The sequence below is a fragment of the Citrobacter sp. Cf116 genome (assembly GCF_030336505.1).
Lineage (GTDB): Bacteria > Pseudomonadota > Gammaproteobacteria > Enterobacterales > Enterobacteriaceae > Citrobacter > Citrobacter freundii.
In genome coordinates this window covers 386,836-404,119 of sequence record NZ_JAOWEQ010000041.1, presented here as the reverse complement: position 1 = coordinate 404,119, position 17,284 = coordinate 386,836, and the positions used below count along the sequence as shown (strand labels likewise).

Below are 17,284 nucleotides of genomic sequence, written 5' to 3'. Positions count from 1 at the left end.
GCAAAGATCACAAATTAACGCTCAGAAAGCGGTCAGGAGAGGGTGGAAGGAATAACGATTTGTCGTGGTTCGCTGCGGCCGTTGATCTGCTCGATCAGCTGAGAGGCCGCTTGTCGCCCGGCTTCGGCGTATCCTGGGTCGACGGTGATAATTTCCGGATGGAGGAATTTCATCAGCGGCGTGCTGCCCACGCTCGCCAACTGCAGGTTCTCAATTCGCTGCTCCTGCAGGTATTTGCTGACCCCAAGGGCGAGGGTGTCCGTCGCGCAGACTAATGCGGTGGTTTCCGGGGTGATGACACTGGCGGCCTGCTCATAGCCCTGCTTCATGGCCAGACCCGGCAGCGCGGCAACCGGATGCAATTTGTGTTTCTTACAGAATGCCAGATAAGCTTCATGGCGGCGCTTACCGGTGGTCACGTCGCTATGAGGAACGCCAAGAAAGCTAATATGGCGATGCTCGCGTTCATATAAACGCTGCATCAGGGTGCGAATGGCACCCTCATCGTCATAGCAGACCGAGGCAAAGCCTTTGGCATCTCTTGCCAGCAGCACCAGCGAATCCTGCCAGGTGGTGAGCATGGATTCAGTAATGCCGGTAAAACCAAACAGCACCACGCCGTCAATATTACGGCGTCGGAGCATGCCGAGATGTTCTTCAACCAGTTCGGGTGAGAACTGGCTTTCCATCATGATCGGATCGTAACCCTGTTCATAAAAGGCGGGCAGCATGGTCTGCACGGCGAGATTTTCCGAAAGCGAGTCCAGACGCGTGACGATAATCGCCACTACCTTGTCGCTTTGCCCACGCATGGCGCGTGCGGAGCGGGAAGGGGAAAAACCGTGCTGATTCATCACCGCTTCAACGCGCTCGCGGGTGCGTTCACTCACGCCGCTTTCATTGTTGAGCACACGGGAAACGGTTGATTTTCCCACACCGCTTAAGCGGGCGATGTCTTTAATGGTCAGCCGATTTTGCATCCTGTTTTCCCATGTTGCGTGTGAAGTTATGCCAAATAGAGAATAACTTTACTCAAGCGCAGTGCAATGGGCAAAGTCTGGTATACATTTGGTTTAGTTTCCGTGCTGTATCATACCGCCATAATTGCCACAAACCTTATGGTTTTCTGCGTATAATCCGCAGCGCAAATCTTTCACTTACCGGAGGCTATATGGATCCCGATCCCACCCCTCTCCCGAGACGGAGAAACAACCCTTTCCGGTAAGCCTGTCTTTCACTGTCTTACCGGATGCGTAAGACAGTGACGTTCTGACGTCCCTGTTACGATTTTGAGATTGCCATCAGGCAAGGCTTCGCCACGCCTGAAGGATTTACTGCGCCTGTTTATACTGGTGCAGGGGGACTGCCTATGTTCAAAAATATTACTCGCCAGCTATTTGCCCGGTTAAACCGCCATCTACCGCATCGTCTGGTGCATCGCGATCCGCTACCCAATGCGCAAACCGTTGCCAGCACACCGATCCCACCCTCGCTGAGCGAACATTGCCTGAAAATGGCGCTGATGGACGAAGCCGCGCTGTGGAAAACGTTCGGCGCGCACCCAGAAGGGTTGAACGCCGCAGAAGTCGAGAACGCTCGCGAAATCCATGGCGAAAACCAGTTGCCGGCGCAGAAGCCGTCGCCCTGGTGGGTGCATCTGTGGGTCTGCTACCGCAACCCGTTTAATATTCTGCTGACCATCCTTGGTGCGATTTCCTATGCCACCGAGGATCTGTTCGCTGCTGGCGTCATCGCGCTGATGGTCGCCATCTCGACGCTGCTGAATTTTGTGCAGGAGGCGCGTTCCACCAAAGCGGCGGATGCGTTGAAAGCGATGGTCAGCAACACCGCCACGGTGCTGCGCGTTATCAACGAGAAAGGGGAGAACGGTTGGGTTGAACTGCCGATCGATCAGTTGGTTCCTGGCGATATTATCAAACTGGCGGCAGGGGATATGATCCCGGCCGATCTGCGCGTGGTACAGGCTCGTGACCTGTTTGTGGCTCAGGCTTCGCTGACCGGTGAATCGCTGCCGGTAGAGAAAGTTGCAACCAGCCGCGACCCGCAGCAAAGCAACCCGCTGGAATGCGATACCCTGTGCTTTATGGGCACCAATGTGGTGAGCGGCACGGCGCAGGCCATCGTGATTGCGACCGGGGCCAATACCTGGTTCGGGCAACTGGCGGGCCGCGTCAGCGAGCAGGAAAGCGAGCAGAATGCCTTCCAGAAAGGGATCAGCCGTGTCAGCATGCTGCTGATCCGCTTTATGCTGGTGATGGCGCCGATTGTGCTGATCATCAACGGTTATACCAAAGGTGACTGGTGGGAAGCGGCGCTGTTTGCGCTGTCTGTGGCGGTGGGACTGACTCCAGAAATGCTGCCGATGATCGTCACCTCTACGCTGGCGCGTGGGGCGGTGAAGCTGTCAAAACAAAAGGTTATCGTTAAACACCTCGACGCTATCCAGAACTTTGGCGCGATGGATATTCTGTGCACCGATAAAACCGGCACTCTGACACAAGATAAAATAGTGCTGGAGAATCATACTGATATATCTGGAAAGCCCAGCGAACACGTCCTGCATTCTGCGTGGCTGAACAGCCACTACCAGACCGGGCTGAAGAATCTGCTGGATACGGCAGTGCTGGAAGGCGTGGACGAAGAATCCGCACGCCGTCTCTCTACCCGCTGGCAAAAAATCGATGAGATCCCGTTTGATTTCGAACGTCGCCGCATGTCGGTGGTGGTGGCAGAAGAAACCGATGTGCACCAGTTGGTCTGTAAAGGGGCACTACAGGAGATCCTCAGCGTGTGTACCCAGGTGCGCCACAATGGTGAGATTGTTCCGTTAGATGACAACATGCTGCGTCGGGTGAAACGCGTCACGGACACGCTGAACCGCCAGGGGCTGCGCGTGGTGGCGGTGGCGACGAAATACCTGCCAGCGCGTGAAGGTGATTACCAGCGTATTGATGAATCCGATCTGATCCTCGAAGGCTATATCGCGTTCCTCGATCCGCCGAAAGAGACCACCGCACCGGCGCTTAAAGCGCTGAAAGCCAGCGGTATTACGGTGAAAATTCTGACGGGCGATAGCGAGCTGGTGGCGGCGAAAGTGTGTCATGAAGTGGGGCTGGATGCGGGCGATGTGGTTATCGGTAGCAGCATTGAGGGGTTAAGTGACGACGAGCTGGCCCAACTTGCCCAGCGCACCACGCTGTTTGCCCGCCTGACACCAATGCACAAGGAGCGTATTGTCACGCTGCTCAAGCGCGAAGGTCATGTGGTCGGCTTTATGGGGGATGGCATTAACGACGCTCCGGCGCTGCGCGCGGCGGACATTGGTATCTCCGTTGATGGCGCGGTTGATATTGCCCGCGAAGCGGCTGATATCATCCTGCTGGAAAAGAGCCTGATGGTGCTGGAAGAAGGGGTAATCGAAGGACGCCGTACCTTCTCTAACATGCTGAAGTACATCAAAATGACGGCCAGTTCTAACTTCGGTAATGTGTTTAGCGTGCTGGTGGCGAGCGCCTTCTTACCGTTCCTGCCGATGTTGCCGTTGCACTTACTGATTCAGAACCTGCTGTACGATGTATCCCAGGTGGCGATTCCGTTTGATAACGTTGATGAAGAGCAGATCAAAAAGCCGCAGCGCTGGAATCCCGCCGAGTTGGGCCGCTTTATGATCTTCTTTGGACCGATCAGCTCGATCTTTGACATTCTGACTTTCTGCCTGATGTGGTTCGTCTTCCATGCCAATACGCCTGAACATCAGACATTGTTCCAGTCTGGCTGGTTCGTGGTGGGCCTGCTGTCGCAAACGCTGATTGTGCATATGATCCGTACCCGTCGCGTGCCGTTCATCCAAAGCCGCGCCGCATGGCCGCTGATGCTGATGACGCTGGTGGTAATGGTGGTGGGCATTGCATTACCGTTCTCGCCGCTGGCCAGCTATCTGCAATTGCAGGCGCTGCCGCTGAGCTACTTCCCGTGGCTGATTGCGATTCTGGCGGGTTACATGACATTAACCCAGCTTGTGAAAGGTTTTTATAGCCGCCGCTACGGCTGGCAGTAATCCTCAACTTCTCTTCTGCAGGATGGTGTTAATACCATCCTGCATTTCTCTTTTTCATTCGAAAGATATTCTCCCGAAATATTGGTGTTTTATTTTTATTGAAATACTAACGCGGGTTGTTAGTATCAAATCGCCTTTCTTGCGTTGTTTTTTTATCAATAAAACGATCTGCATTGCAAAAATGAAACAGCGTGCTAAAAAATTTAACTGTCTGCGATTTTTTGTGAACGTAGTCATCGAAATAAATTGTTACACCAGTTAGTCTGCGCAGGTAACGTCGTTAAGAAAGTTTCTCGCTGCCCGTTTTTAATTCCGGCAGTCATTTGCTCTGCAAGCTATTCCTGTTAATGGATATTATGAACTTCTGGAGAAGGACAAATGAAACTGACAAAAAACCTGTTAAGTCTGTGTATTGGCGCGTCTGTATTACTGGCGAGTCATGCAACGCTGGCACAAACCTTTCGCGCCGCAGATGTGCATCCGGCTGATTACCCGAACGTTGTTGCCGTGAAACATATGGGGGAAAAACTTAGCGCCGCCACCGAAGGTCGTCTGGAGATTAAAACCTTTCCCGGTGGTGTGTTAGGCGACGAAAAACAGATGATTGAGCAGGCGCAATTAGGCGCTATCGATATTATTCGTGTCTCAATGACGCCAGTCGCCGCTATTCTCCCTGAAATTAACGTGTTTACCCTGCCATATATTTTCCGTGATGAAGACCATCTGCATAAGGTTCTCGACGGCATGATTGGTCAGGAGATTGGCGACCGCCTGACGGCCAACGCCAAATCGCGGCTGGTGTTCCTCGGCTGGATGGATGCCGGAACGCGCAACCTGATCACCAAAAATCCAGTGGTGAAACCGGAAGATTTACACGGTATGAAAATCCGTGTTCAAGGGAGTCCGATAGCGCTGGATACCCTGAAAGCGATGGGCGCGAATTCCGTTGTCATGGGCGTTAGTGAAGTATTTAGCGGCATGCAGACCGGCGTTATTGATGGCACGGAAAATAACCCGCCAACGTTTGTTGCGCATAACTATTTGCCGGTCGTGAAAAACTATACCTGGAGCAAACACTTTATTATTCCTGAGCTTTTTCTGTTCTCGAAAGCCAAATGGGATAAGTTAAAAAAAGAAGACCAGGACCTCATTATTAAACTCGCCAAAGAAGCACAGGTAGAGCAACGAAAACTTTGGCGGGATTATAATGCAAAATCGCTGGAGACCATGAAAGCCAACGGCGTTCAGTTCCACGATATTGATACGGACTATTTCTATAAAGCCACGCAGTCAGTGCGGGATAATTACGGTAAAGACCACCAGGATTTGATCAAACGAATTCAGGATGTGAAGTAATTCATCAGGTGGAGGATATCAACCCTCCGCCTGAATCTTTTGATTAATTCGAGGTGATGATTATGGGTGAATGCTATTCATCGGTAATGGATTTTCTTTATCGGGTGTCAATGTGGATTGCCGGTATCGCATTATTAGTCATGGTCGCCATTATCCCCATTGGTATATTCGCGCGTTATGTTCTGAATAACGCCCTGTCATGGCCTGAACCCGTCGCTATTCTGTGTATGGTGACATTCACCTTTATTGGCGCGGCGGTGAGCTATCGTGCAGGCTCGCATATCGCGGTAAGTATGGTGATTGACCGTCTGGGTGATGCTTCCCGCCGTTATTGCTCTGTAATCGCTGACGTTATGTTAGTGGCGATAAGCCTTTTTATCCTCTGGTACGGAACCAATCTCTGTCTTGAGCTGTGGGGACAGCCCGTGGCCGAATTCCCGCTTTTAAGCGCCGGGCAAAACTACCTTCCATTGCCGATTGGCTCTGCCATAACGCTGCTGTTTATCGCAGAAAAGATTTCCCGTGGTCCGCAGTACCAACGTCCCGTTGTCATGCTGGGATCGACCAGCTAGTTACTGCCCCCATTTCAGAAAGGAAAGCAGATGGATGCATTTATTCTCGTCTTTACGCTCGGCATTATGCTGGCAATTGGGGTACCGGTAGCGTATGCGGTTGGCATTAGCGCCATCATTGGCGCCTGGTACATAGATATTCCGCTGGAAGCGGTGATGATCCAACTGACCAGCGGGGTGAATAAGTTCTCCCTGCTGGCGATCCCGTTCTTTATTTTGGCCGGAGCGATCATGGCCGAAGGGGGAATTGCGCGGCGACTGGTGAACTTTGCCTATATTTTTGTTGGCTTTATTCGCGGCGGACTGTCGCTGGTAAACATTGTGGCATCAACCTTTTTTGGCGCTATTTCTGGATCGTCTGTAGCGGATACCGCATCCATTGGTTCGGTAATGATCCCGGAAATGGATAAAAAAGGTTATCCGCGCGACTTTGCCGCGGCGGTAACGGCCAGTGGTTCGGTGCAGGCGATTCTTACGCCGCCCAGCCATAACTCGGTTATTTACTCGCTGGCTACAGGCGGAACGGTGTCGATTGCCGCACTGTTCATCGCCGGGATCCTGCCGGGCCTGCTGTTAAGTTTCAGTCTGATGGTAATGTGCGTGGCTTTTGCGCACAAGCGCGGTTATCCAAAAGGGGAACGCGTACCGTTTCGCCAGGCGCTGAAGATTTTCGTCGATACGCTGTGGGGCCTGATGACGGTTGTGATCATCATGGGCGGTATCTTGTCAGGTATCTTTACCGCGACGGAATCTGCGGCGATTGCCTGCCTGTGGGCCTTCTTTGTCACCATGTTTATCTATCGTGACTATAAATGGTCCGAGCTGCCAAAGCTGATGTTCCGCACGGTGAAAACAGTCACGATCGTCATGATCCTGATAGGCTTTGCCGCTGCGTTCGGCGCTGTCATGACTTATATGCAGTTGCCGATGCGTATTACCGAAGCCTTCACCAGCATCTCGGACAACAAATACGTCATTCTGATGTGCATTAACATCATGCTGCTGCTGATCGGCACGCTGATGGATATGGCGCCGCTGATCCTGATTTTGACGCCGGTTCTGCTGCCGGTGACCAACGCGCTCGGTATTGATCCGGTCCATTTTGGCATGATCATGCTGGTGAACTTAGGGATCGGCCTGATTACGCCGCCGGTAGGGTCAGTGCTGTTTGTGGCCAGTGCGGTGAGTAAGCAGAAAATAGAACAGGTGGTAAAGGCGATGCTGCCGTTCTACCTTGTGCTATTCCTGGTGTTGATGTTGGTGACGTACATTCCGGCGATTTCGCTTTTCCTGCCGAAATTGTTTGGCGTGATGTGATAAATGCCCGGTGGCGCTCACGCTTACCGGGCCTACAAACTACGCTTGCGTAGGCCGGATAAGGCGAAGCCGCCATCCGGCACAAGGAGACTTAGCGACGAACGGCGATCGCTTCAATCTCGATTTTCACGTCTTTCGGCAGACGGGCAACTTCTACGCAAGAACGCGCCGGGAAGGTCGCGTTGTGCTCGGTGAAGAATGCTTCGTAGGTCGCGTTTACGGTGGCGAAATCGTTCAGGTCTTTAACGAAAACGGTCGTTTTTACGATGTCGCCCACTTTCAGGCCTGCTGCTTCAACGATAGCTTTTACGTTTTCCAGCGACTGACGTGCCTGAGCGGATACGTCTTCCGCTACGGCACCGGTTTTCGGATCGACCGGGATCTGACCGGAAGTGATTACCATGCTACCCAGGTCAACGCCCTGAACGTATGGGCCGATTGCTGCTGGTGCATTTTCCGTCGCGATAGTCTTGCTCATGATTTCTCCTGAATTTACAGCGGTAGTAGAATGTTCCCGCCCATTATACACGTCATCCTTCACACTGCCTCTTCGTTGGCTACGTCCTCTTACCCTGGTCACATAGTTTACTATGCTCCCAGTGATAATCGGACTTGCCGCCTCGATGCATTGCGAATGCTTATGTGTAACGGGAGCCGGGATCTCATAACCAACCCCAATTAGTTGGCCAGCACCACATAATGCGAAAACTCTTTTTCACAGTATTTGCATTTGAGTGCGATGTCATCGGCACGTTTTTTCACTGCAAAACTGGAAGAAACCGGCTCAGCATGACTGATGCAGTTGCTGTTCGGGCAAACCAGCACGTTATCGATACGCTCAGGCAGGCTCGGACGTGATTTACCCACTACGTCGTAATCGTCAATGCGGTTTACCGTTGCCTGCGGGGCGTACAGGGAGAGCTGGTTTACCTGCTCGTCGGTCAGGAACGTGTTTTCGATTTTAATCAGATCCTTACGGCCCATCTCGCCAGACGGCAGGTTCAGACCGATGGTGATACGTTGGTCGGTTTCCGTCAGTTTGAACAGCGTCAGCAGCTTAAAACCAACCTGTGCGGGAATGTGGTCAATCACGGTGCCACGTTTGATGGCTTCAACCTGCAGTTTGTTATCGTGTGTCATTTCTTTTTCTCCCTTACAGTGCCAGTTCGCTATTCAGTACCAGTGCCAGTAACGCCTGGCGGGCGAAGATGCCGTTGCCAGCCTGCTGGAAATACCAGGCGTGCGGCGTCTTATCGACGTCGGTGGTGATTTCATCGATGCGCGGCAGCGGATGCAGCACCTTCATGTTCGCTCTGGCACCGTTCAAATCGCTGGCGCGCAGGACAAACTGTGCTTTCACGTTGGCGTATTCGGACGGGTCCAGACGCTCTTTTTGTACGCGGGTCATGTAGAGGATATCGACCTCCGCCATCACTTCTTCGATGGTGCCGTGCAGGCTCCAGGCGATACCTTTTTCGTTCAACATATCCAGAATGTATTGCGGCATGGCCAGTGCGTCCGGGGCGATGAAGTAGAAACGGTTACCTTCGAACTTCGCCAGCGCCTGGGTCAGGGAGTGGACGGTACGGCCATATTTCAGGTCACCCACCATGGCGATGTGGAGATTGTCCAGGCGACCCTGCGTTTCCTGAATGGTAAACAGGTCCAGCAGCGTTTGGGTGGGATGTTGGTTGGAGCCGTCGCCTGCGTTCAGTACCGGAACGTTACCGGAGAACTCTGTAGCCAGACGTGCGGCGCCTTCCTGCGGATGACGCATGACGATGGCGTCGACATAGGTGCTGATGACGGAAATGGTATCGGCCAGGGTTTCGCCTTTTTTGCCCAGCGACGTGTTGCTGCTGTCAGAAAAACCCACCACGCTGGCGCCCAGGCGGTGCATGGAGGTTTCAAAGGATAAACGGGTGCGGGTTGACGCTTCAAAGAAGCAACTGGCGATAACCTTATGCTTTAACAGCTCCGGCTGTGGGTTAGCTTTTAATTTCGCCGCCGTCGCGAGGACCAGATTGAGGTCATCGCGGCTGAGGTCGTTTATGGAAATGATGTGTTTTTGATAGAGCGGGTTAGCCATGTTTATCTCCTGACGCCTGGGCAAAAAAAAAGCCCCTCAATTGAGGGGCTCGGAATGGGTGATCAACGGAAAGAAAAACGGCAGGCCAGCGTCCTTTTTCAGACGCGGTAAGACAAAATGTCGTACACACTGAACCATACATCCTCCCGGCAAATTGTCCGCGATTATACTCAGCTCCGTTATGGGATCAAGCGGAAAATGCACAATTTATTCACCGCAAACGGTTCTTATGAATTTTAATTCATTTTAAATAGATAGTTAATCTGCTTGTGCACCAGCCCCGTTCGCTGCACAACTCGCGGCGCAACCCAGACAATACTGCTGCCAGCGATGACACCCAGAATCTCTGGTAACGCGTGGTAATCGAGGATTCTGGCAACGGCACGGCCATAACCTGCCGCCGTGTGGATGAGGATAAATTCGCTATTGTGCTCAACGCTGACCACCATTTCAGCAATCGATCGGGCAGCATCAGGAGCGGGGCGCGACTGCGGATTTACAGAATAAATTTTTTGCCCTTTTGTATTTCTTATTTTTATAGCCCCGAGCAGTTTCAGCAGACGGGATACCGTTGACTGGCTAATTCCGGTAAAACCATGGTGTTGGAGATCGCGGCGAAGCGCTTCCTGAGAAAGGTAGCTTTTTTCGCTAATCAGGCGCTGACAAATCGCCAATTGTTTCTGCTCTTTGGTCGAGTAATCATCGAATTCCTTCATAAATACACCCTAAGTTTATCATTTGTATCAATGTGATGGCGAAATTCACCACATTTGCAGTATCAATAACGGCTCAAACGGGCGGTTGCGCAGAAAAACGAGAGTGCGCTCAAAAAAGCCGTCGGGATCCGACGGCTAAAAGGGCTACAACATCGCGCCGATACTCAGGACGGCCATGTTCAGTAACGTCAAAATGAGCAGGAGCGGGGCGACCCATTTCAGGTAGCGCACGTAAGGAACACGGGCGATGGCTAACCCACCCATCACGACGGCTGAGGTGGGTGTAATCAGATTCACAATGCCGGAAGCGGATTGATACGCGGTGACGACCAGATCCCTCTGTACATGCGCGAAGTCGGCCAGCGGGGCCATAATGGGCATCGTGAGCACCGCCAGGCCAGACGAGGAAGGGACCAGGAAGGAGAGCAATACTTCCAGCCAGTAGGTTACATTGATGAAAATGGTGGTGGACAGACCGGAGACTAAATTTTCGGCGCTGTGCAAAATAGTGTGGGTGATCATGCCGTTGTCCATCACCACCACGATACCGCGTGCAATGCCGATAATCAGCGCCACGCCAAGCAGATCCCGCGCACCGTCAATGAAGGTACAGGTGAAGGCTTCTTCACTCATGCGGGCAATCACGCCGACGATAATGGCAGAACCCAGAAAGACTGCGGATATTTCTGCCATCCACCATCCGAGTACTGCGACGCCATAAATCATTACCGCAAAGGCGGCGGCGAATATCAGCAGGATCCACTTACGCGTGGCTGTGAATTCAAGATTGGTATTGCCGCGATTGCCGAGAAAATGCGCACGGTTTTCCTCCATTTTATCCGCCACAATCGACAACTCCGGGTGATTGCGGACTTTGCGCGCATAACGCATGACCCACACCACACAGATAACATAGCCGACGACCAGCAGCAGAATGCGCATCAGCATTCCCTGGGTGAAGGGGATCCCGGCGGCGTTAGCCGCGATAACCGTTGCGAAAGGGTTGATTGTCGAGCCGAGTGTGCCAATGCCCGCGCCGAGCAGAACGGTGGCGGCGGCAACCAACGGATCAAAGCGTGCGGCCATCATGACCGGAACCAGCAATGTGTAGAATGGGAGTGATTCCTCCGCCATCCCGTAAATCGTACCTCCGGCGGCGAAAAGCCCCATTAGAATGGGGATCATCCACTCCTCTTTACCGTTCAACCTGACCGTCACGCGCTCGATACCTGCGTCGATGGCGCCTGTTTTGTTTACTACGCCGAGAAACCCACCAATAATCAGGACAAACAACGCCACATCAATTGCGCCTGCGGTATAGGTTTCGTGGTTGTAAAGACCGTCAATCGGGGCCAGCAGTACAGCGGTAAAACCTTGCGGGTGCGCCTCTGTGGGGGCATAAGTACCGGCAACTGGCACTTCTTTGCCCAGAGTAGCATTCATCGCCATCTGGTATTTCCCTGCCGGGACTATCCAGGTCATAACCGCGACGAGTGCAATGAGAATAAACAGGATGGTATATGCGCTGGGAAATTTGAATTTGCCCATGATGTTCTCCGGATAGCTTGGGCATATGCCGTCAGGCGACATACGCCCGCTGGGGTTAGTCGCCGAGGGTCGCTACCATTACCGCTTTAATGGTATGCATCCGGTTCTCTGCTTCGTCGAAGACGATGGAATGAGCTGACTCAAAAACCTCTTCCGTGACTTCAAGCCCTTTCAGGCCGTAGGCCATTTCGATTTCACGTCCAACCTTTGTGTGCTCGTTATGGAAGGCGGGCAGACAGTGCATAAATTTCACATTGGGGTTACCGATTGCGTTGATGACCCGCTGGTTAATTTGATAGGGCGTCATCAGGCTAACGCGTTCTGCCCAGGCTTCTTTGGGTTCGCCCATAGAGACCCAGACATCGGTGTAGAGGAAATCGACGTCGTATACGCCTTCCTCAACATCCTCTGTGAGCGTAATGCGTGCGCCAGTCACGCTGGCAATTTCACGGCATTCGGCAACCAGTGCCTCGTCAGGCCAGAAGGATTTAGGTGCGACCAGACGGATATCCATCCCCATTTTCGCTGCGCCAACCATCAGCGAATTACCCATGTTATTGCGGGCGTCACCGAGATAAGCGAAACTCAGTTCCGGCAAGGTTTTACCCGGCGCGTGTTCCAGCATGGTCATCAGATCCGCGAGGATCTGGGTGGGGTGAAATTCATTTGTCAGTCCATTCCAAACAGGAACTCCGGCAAATTGCCCCAGTTCCTCCACAATGTCCTGGCCGTATCCGCGATATTCAATGCCGTCGTACATGCGGCCTAGCACGCGGGCAGTATCTTTCATTGATTCTTTATGGCCGATCTGCGATCCGCTTGGGCCGAGATAGGTCACCTGCGCGCCTTGATCGAAAGCGCCGACTTCAAAGGCACAGCGGGTACGGGTTGAGGTTTTTTCGAAGATCAGCGCGATATTTTTACCGACCAGCGTCTGTCTTTCGCGCCCGGCCTTTTTTGCCGTTTTTAACTCGATAGCCAGATCGATCAGGTACTGGATTTCCGTCGGGGTGTAGTCCAGCAGTTTGAGAAAATTGCGATTTTTCAGGTTAACAGTCATGAAAATGTCCTTATGTAGGCCGGATAAGGCGAAGCCGTCATCCGGCAAAAAAAAGTCCTACGCGTTAGCGTCGGTGGTTTCGAGACGAATTAGCGTGCCTTTGTCGCCGGCGAGAATGGCCGGACCGTCGGCCAGTGAACCGATGCCAGCAATTCCCCGACAGTGAGAGACGAATTCCGCGCAGGCGGTGACTTTGGGGCCCATTGAACCGGCGTCGAATTGCATTTCACCGAGCAGTTCCGGGGTGACCTGGGACAGCGGGCGCTGGGTAGGTTTGCCCCAGTCGAGGTACACGGCATCAGCATCGGTGAGGATCAGCAACGCATCGGCATGGAGTTGGCGGGCGAGTAGGGCGGCGGAGAGATCCTTGTCGATCACCGCTTCAATGCCGTGGTAGCCATCGGCTTTTTCCACCACCGGTACGCCGCCTCCGCCGTTGCAAATCACCAGATGATCGCGGGCGATCAATGTACGAATGGCATCACTTTCAACGATACGTTTGGGTTGTGGAGAGGGCACAACGCGGCGGAACGCTTTGCCATCGGCTTTGAAAATCCAGCCCTTTTCCGCGTGTAGCGTTTTAGCCTGAGCGTCGTCGTAAATCGGTCCGATATATTTGGTCGGATTGCTGAAGGCTGGATCGCGGGCATCGACTTCAACCTGAGTCAGCAGCACACTAATTTCACGCTGTGGAAGCTGGTTTTTCAGCGCCTGTTGCAGCATATAGCCAATCATTCCCTGACTTTCCGCGCCGAGAATGTCGAGCGGATAGGGGGTGACGCTGGCATACGCACTGTTTTGCAACGCCAAAAGTCCAACCTGCGGGCCATTGCCGTGCACCAGAATCACGCGCCATTGCTGTGTGAGCTGAGCGATAGTTTTTGCCGCCAGCTCAATGTTCTTGCGCTGGATGTCAGCTTCCAGCGGCTCGCCGCGTTTGAGCAGCGCATTGCCGCCCAACGCCACAACCAGAGTAGGTTTGTTTTCCATGACTTTTCCTTAAATACCGTCGCGTTCCAGTGGGCAGCTCATGCAGCGTGCGCCGCCGCGTCCGCGTCCAAGTTCGTCGCCAGGAATGGGTAAAACGGTGATGCCTGCTTTGTCGTATTTCTCGTTGGTCCAGATGTTGCGCTCGTAGCCCACGACCACACCGGGGCGTAGCGTCAGGACGTTGTTGGCGTCATTCCACTGTTCGCGTTCAGCTTCGAAGGCGTCGCCTCCGGTGGTTATCAGCGTGATTTGGTCAAGGCCCAGCGCTTTTTCGAGGGCATGTACCAGAGTACTTTCCTGGGTGCGTTTCAAGCCGCCGCGCCCGTCTGGCGTCAGGGTCCAGCACTGGACATCCGGGCGTACCACTTCCGGGTAGACGGAGAAGGTATCGATATCAATGTGGGTCATGACGGTATCGAGGTGCATACAGGAGCGATGTTTCGGCAGTTCAACCGCGATGACGCGTTCAGCCTGGCGATGCTTAAACAGCGACTGGGCAAGGAATTCAATGCCCTGCGGGGTGGTGCGTTCTGACATACCGATGAGTACCGCGCCGCGACCAATGACCAGCACATCTCCACCTTCTAATGTGGCGTGGTCGTAATTAATATTTTCATCGCCGAAATATTTAATAAATTCACCATCAGCAAATTGGGGGTGCCAACGGTAGATCGCCCTCAGGTTATTGGTTTCTCTTTGCCGCGCGGTTTTTGCCATTGGGTTAATTGACACACCGTTATATATCCAGCATGAGGTGTCGCGGGTAAATAAGTGGTTTGGTAATGGCTTCATAATAAAGTCATTAATATCGTGAGTATCGACCACCATATTTTTGATGGAGGCAGGAATTTCTCCGTAGGTTAGCCCACCGCTTAAATGCCGGGCGAGTTCCCGATGCTGCATATCTGCAAGCCAGGCGCGAATATCCGTGGCGAAAGCGGGGCCAAGGCGATAATCAGAGATTTGTGTCTCCAGCAACCAGTCTTTGGCATCTTGGACATCTAAGGTTTGTGTCAATAAATCAGTGAGTAACAGAACCTCAATCCCTTGCTGACGTAACGTGTTGGCGAAAATGTCATGCTCTTCTCCTGCACGTTCTACCGAAAGAACATCATCAAAAAGCAGTTCCTGGCAATTTGATGGCGTCAGCCTTTTTAAGCTGAGATTAGGGCGATGTAGCATTACGCTACGTAATTGACCGATTTCAGACCCGACATAATGCTTTTCCATCATTATTCCTTTAATACGATTTTAAAAAATAAAGAGGATGTGCCTGCAAATAATATTTATTGCAGTCATGACTTTTCAGCTGATTTCAGAATCTATATTTAGATCTTATTTGATGAGGAAACGTGATTTATTTCACAGTCAGGTCGATATTTGACTTTTGATGTTTAATTTATGATATGGCTCGGAGAATTAATAAAATAAAAACATGAATAATTGAATTACTACGCGGGAATATGTCTTGTTATTTATCGGTGTTAATTTTATGTACACTTTTAGTGTGCTGTAATATAAGTAATACATTGATTTATTTGTGCTTTTTTCTGTGTTGTGAATTATTATGCGAATATATGATTTTATTATTTGCGCGGTAAAGTTCATTTCAAAATAAATATGACGATGAAGAAGGATAGCGAAGGAGAGGTGAACTGTGATCGATAGCTGGTTTTTCTAATAAAACTTTTAATAACAGTTGGTTACTGATCTGTTTGAAAAAGGGTGGCCGAAAGTTATGCAAAGTTTATGCATAACCTGTTGCTGAGAGTTAGCAATTATTTAACACCATCAGCGATAAACATGCGTTGACGCAAAATATCGGCAAATAGCAGTAGTATGGCAGGCCGTTTTTTCGTATAACAACTAAAATGAAACGATGTTTTAATTAAGGGGTTTGAGATGATTGTTGGCAATATTCACAACCTGGATGCCTGGCTGCCGGAAGAGCTGCGTCAGGCAATTGAACACATTAAAGCGCATGTGACGGATGCGACGGAAAAAGGTAAGCACGACATTGACGGCGATCGCCTGTTTTATCTGATTGCCGAAGATATGACGGAGCCGTTTGCACAGCGCCGCGCCGAATATCACGCTCGCTATCTGGATATTCAGATCCTGCTCAAAGGCCAGGAAGGAATGACCTTCAGCACGCAGCCTGCAGGCGCGCCGGAAACTGACTGGCTGGCGGATAAAGATATCGCCTTCCTGCCGGAAGGGGTACAGGAGAAGACGGTGGTGCTGAACGAAGGTGATTTCGTGGTGTTCTATCCGGGTGAAGTGCATAAACCGCTGTGCGCGGTCGGTGCTCCAGCGCTGGTACGCAAAGCCGTGGTGAAAATGCAAGTGGCATAAGCGTATTTGCCGGGGGCGGCTTCGCCTTGCCCGGCCTACGAGAGCGCCGTTGTAGGCCGGATAAGATGCTTAGCATCGCCATCCGGCATTCTTTTGATCCATGCCCTCACTTCGCCAGCGTCGCCACCATCACCGCTTTGATGGTGTGCATCCGGTTTTCCGCCTGATCAAATACGATGCTGGCGGGTGATTCAAAGACCTCATCGGTCACTTCCATACCGCCGTGCAGACCATATTCCTGTGCCATTTGTTTGCCAAGCGTGGTTTGATCGTCATGAAATGCGGGCAGGCAGTGCAGGAATTTCACCTGTGGATTGCCGGTCAACGCCATCATCGTGCTATTAACCTGGTACTTACGCAGCAGCGCAATACGTTCGGCCCACTTCTCTTTTGCTTCGCCCATTGATACCCAGACGTCGGTATAGATAAAGTCCGCACCTTTCACGCCCGCGGCGACATCTTCGGTCAGCGTAATATTGCCACCGTTTTTCTGTGCCAGCGCTTTGCACTCTGCAACCAGACTTTCCTCTGGCCAGCATGCCTGCGGTGCGACCAGGCGCAGATCCAGCCCAGTTAACGCAGCGGCTTCCAGCATGGAATTGCCCATATTGTTGCGGGCATCACCGGTGTAGACCAGCGTCATCTCATTAAACGCTTTACCCGGCAGGTGTTCCTGCATAGTTAACAGATCCGCCAACAGCTGGGTGGGATGAAACTCGTTGGTTAATCCGTTCCACACCGGAACTCCGGCATATTCCGCCAGCGTCTCGACAATCTCCTGGCCGTGTCCCCGATACTGAATACCGTCGTACATGCGGCCGAGCACGCGGGCGGTGTCTTTGATCGACTCTTTATGGCCAATCTGGCTGCCGCTTGGCCCGAGATACGTCACGCGAGCGCCCTGGTCGTATGCGGCAACTTCGAAAGAGCAACGGGTGCGGGTTGAGTCTTTTTCGAAGATGAGCGCGATGTTTTTACCGGTGAGCTTTGCGACTTCAGTGCCGTTTTTCTTATCTGCCTTTAGCTGTGCGGCGAGCTGGAGCAGTGACGTGAGTTCAGCAGAGGTGAAATCAAGCAGTTTCAAAAAATGTTTATGATAAAACGCAGACATGGTTCCCTCACATGGCTTAGGCCATTTATTGAATTAAAATTCAATTTATATGTATGTTTATTCATTTGCAACCTTGTTTAACAAATCTTTCC

General features: G+C 52.0%; 19 protein-coding genes. 7 read left to right on the top strand and 12 right to left on the bottom strand.

Annotated elements, in window-relative coordinates:
- Positions 1-32 precede the first annotated feature (32 nt).
- Complete coding sequence (gene treR / locus OGV74_RS22830) at positions 33-980, bottom strand: trehalose operon repressor TreR (protein WP_003025788.1); 948 nt, start codon at positions 978-980, stop codon at positions 33-35.
- Positions 981-991: 11 nt separating this feature from the next.
- On the opposite strand from treR, the gene mgtL reads away from it, so the two are divergent.
- The 5 genes from mgtL to OGV74_RS22810 all read left to right on the top strand — a co-directional run bounded on the left by mgtL (position 992) and on the right by OGV74_RS22810 (position 7,323).
- Positions 992-1,225: a mgtA regulatory leader peptide MgtL gene (gene mgtL, locus OGV74_RS23320; protein WP_099975506.1), complete on the top strand. Its 234-nt coding sequence runs from the start codon at positions 992-994 to the stop codon at positions 1,223-1,225.
- Positions 1,226-1,369: 144 nt separating this feature from the next.
- Positions 1,370-4,078 (top strand): magnesium-translocating P-type ATPase, encoded by a 2,709-nt coding sequence (gene mgtA / locus OGV74_RS22825; RefSeq protein WP_048219843.1) that lies wholly within the window; start codon positions 1,370-1,372, stop codon positions 4,076-4,078.
- Between the two features lie 378 nt (positions 4,079-4,456).
- Positions 4,457-5,434 (top strand): TRAP transporter substrate-binding protein, encoded by a 978-nt coding sequence (locus OGV74_RS22820; RefSeq protein WP_086504850.1) that lies wholly within the window; start codon positions 4,457-4,459, stop codon positions 5,432-5,434.
- A gap of 62 nt (positions 5,435-5,496) precedes the next feature.
- Positions 5,497-6,006 carry a TRAP transporter small permease gene (locus tag OGV74_RS22815; RefSeq protein ID WP_286521604.1) on the top strand — a complete coding sequence of 170 codons (510 nt, stop codon included), beginning with the start codon at positions 5,497-5,499 and terminating at the stop codon, positions 6,004-6,006.
- 30 nt (positions 6,007-6,036) lie between these two features.
- On the top strand, positions 6,037-7,323 hold the full coding sequence (locus OGV74_RS22810; protein ID WP_003839607.1) for a TRAP transporter large permease: 1,287 nt from the start codon (positions 6,037-6,039) through the stop codon (positions 7,321-7,323).
- A 91-nt stretch (positions 7,324-7,414) separates the two neighbouring features.
- Here OGV74_RS22810 and ridA read toward each other — a convergent pair whose 3' ends face one another.
- From ridA to pyrL, 4 genes are all read right to left on the bottom strand, one after another.
- Positions 7,415-7,801, bottom strand: coding sequence for a 2-iminobutanoate/2-iminopropanoate deaminase (ridA, locus tag OGV74_RS22805; protein WP_000047544.1), 387 nt, complete (start codon positions 7,799-7,801; stop codon positions 7,415-7,417).
- Between the two features lie 200 nt (positions 7,802-8,001).
- A complete protein-coding gene (pyrI, locus tag OGV74_RS22800; RefSeq protein ID WP_003025816.1) occupies positions 8,002-8,463 on the bottom strand; it encodes an aspartate carbamoyltransferase regulatory subunit in 462 nt (153 codons plus the stop codon).
- Between the two features lie 13 nt (positions 8,464-8,476).
- Positions 8,477-9,412 (bottom strand): aspartate carbamoyltransferase, encoded by a 936-nt coding sequence (gene pyrB / locus OGV74_RS22795; protein WP_003025818.1) that lies wholly within the window; start codon positions 9,410-9,412, stop codon positions 8,477-8,479.
- 36 nt (positions 9,413-9,448) lie between these two features.
- On the bottom strand, positions 9,449-9,550 hold the full coding sequence (gene pyrL, locus OGV74_RS22790; protein ID WP_003025819.1) for a pyr operon leader peptide: 102 nt from the start codon (positions 9,548-9,550) through the stop codon (positions 9,449-9,451).
- Here pyrL and OGV74_RS22785 point away from each other — a divergent pair.
- Positions 9,530-9,652: a hypothetical protein gene (locus OGV74_RS22785; protein WP_085951582.1), complete on the top strand. Its 123-nt coding sequence runs from the start codon at positions 9,530-9,532 to the stop codon at positions 9,650-9,652. The two genes, pyrL and OGV74_RS22785, sit on opposite strands and share 21 nt — an antisense overlap.
- Here the strand turns inward: OGV74_RS22785 and OGV74_RS22780 are convergent.
- From OGV74_RS22780 to arcA, 5 genes are all read right to left on the bottom strand, one after another.
- Positions 9,649-10,128, bottom strand: a complete 480-nt coding sequence (locus tag OGV74_RS22780; RefSeq protein WP_003839609.1) for an arginine repressor — start codon at positions 10,126-10,128, stop codon at positions 9,649-9,651. The two genes, OGV74_RS22785 and OGV74_RS22780, sit on opposite strands and share 4 nt — an antisense overlap.
- 144 nt (positions 10,129-10,272) lie before the next feature.
- Positions 10,273-11,676: a YfcC family protein gene (locus OGV74_RS22775; protein ID WP_071698795.1), complete on the bottom strand. Its 1,404-nt coding sequence runs from the start codon at positions 11,674-11,676 to the stop codon at positions 10,273-10,275.
- 55 nt (positions 11,677-11,731) lie between these two features.
- Positions 11,732-12,736, bottom strand: a complete 1,005-nt coding sequence (argF, locus tag OGV74_RS22770) for an ornithine carbamoyltransferase (RefSeq protein ID WP_286521602.1) — start codon at positions 12,734-12,736, stop codon at positions 11,732-11,734.
- Positions 12,737-12,793: 57 nt separating this feature from the next.
- Complete coding sequence (gene arcC / locus OGV74_RS22765; protein ID WP_048234071.1) at positions 12,794-13,726, bottom strand: carbamate kinase; 933 nt, start codon at positions 13,724-13,726, stop codon at positions 12,794-12,796.
- A gap of 9 nt (positions 13,727-13,735) precedes the next feature.
- The gene (gene arcA / locus OGV74_RS22760) at positions 13,736-14,956 is read right to left on the bottom strand and encodes an arginine deiminase (RefSeq protein ID WP_003025834.1); all 1,221 of its coding nucleotides are present in this window, start codon (positions 14,954-14,956) and stop codon (positions 13,736-13,738) included.
- A gap of 672 nt (positions 14,957-15,628) precedes the next feature.
- On the opposite strand from arcA, the gene OGV74_RS22755 reads away from it, so the two are divergent.
- On the top strand, positions 15,629-16,081 hold the full coding sequence (locus tag OGV74_RS22755) for a YhcH/YjgK/YiaL family protein (protein ID WP_003839618.1): 453 nt from the start codon (positions 15,629-15,631) through the stop codon (positions 16,079-16,081).
- A 106-nt stretch (positions 16,082-16,187) separates the two neighbouring features.
- On the opposite strand, the gene argF (OGV74_RS22750) is transcribed toward OGV74_RS22755, so the two are convergent.
- Together argF (OGV74_RS22750) and argL are read right to left on the bottom strand one after the other, a co-directional pair.
- Positions 16,188-17,192: an ornithine carbamoyltransferase gene (argF, locus tag OGV74_RS22750; protein ID WP_003844898.1), complete on the bottom strand. Its 1,005-nt coding sequence runs from the start codon at positions 17,190-17,192 to the stop codon at positions 16,188-16,190.
- A complete protein-coding gene (gene argL / locus OGV74_RS23420; RefSeq protein ID WP_370766361.1) occupies positions 17,162-17,257 on the bottom strand; it encodes a putative translational regulatory protein ArgL in 96 nt (31 codons plus the stop codon). The genes argF (OGV74_RS22750) and argL overlap by 31 nt, the downstream gene beginning before the upstream one ends.
- Positions 17,258-17,284: the final 27 nt, after the last annotated feature.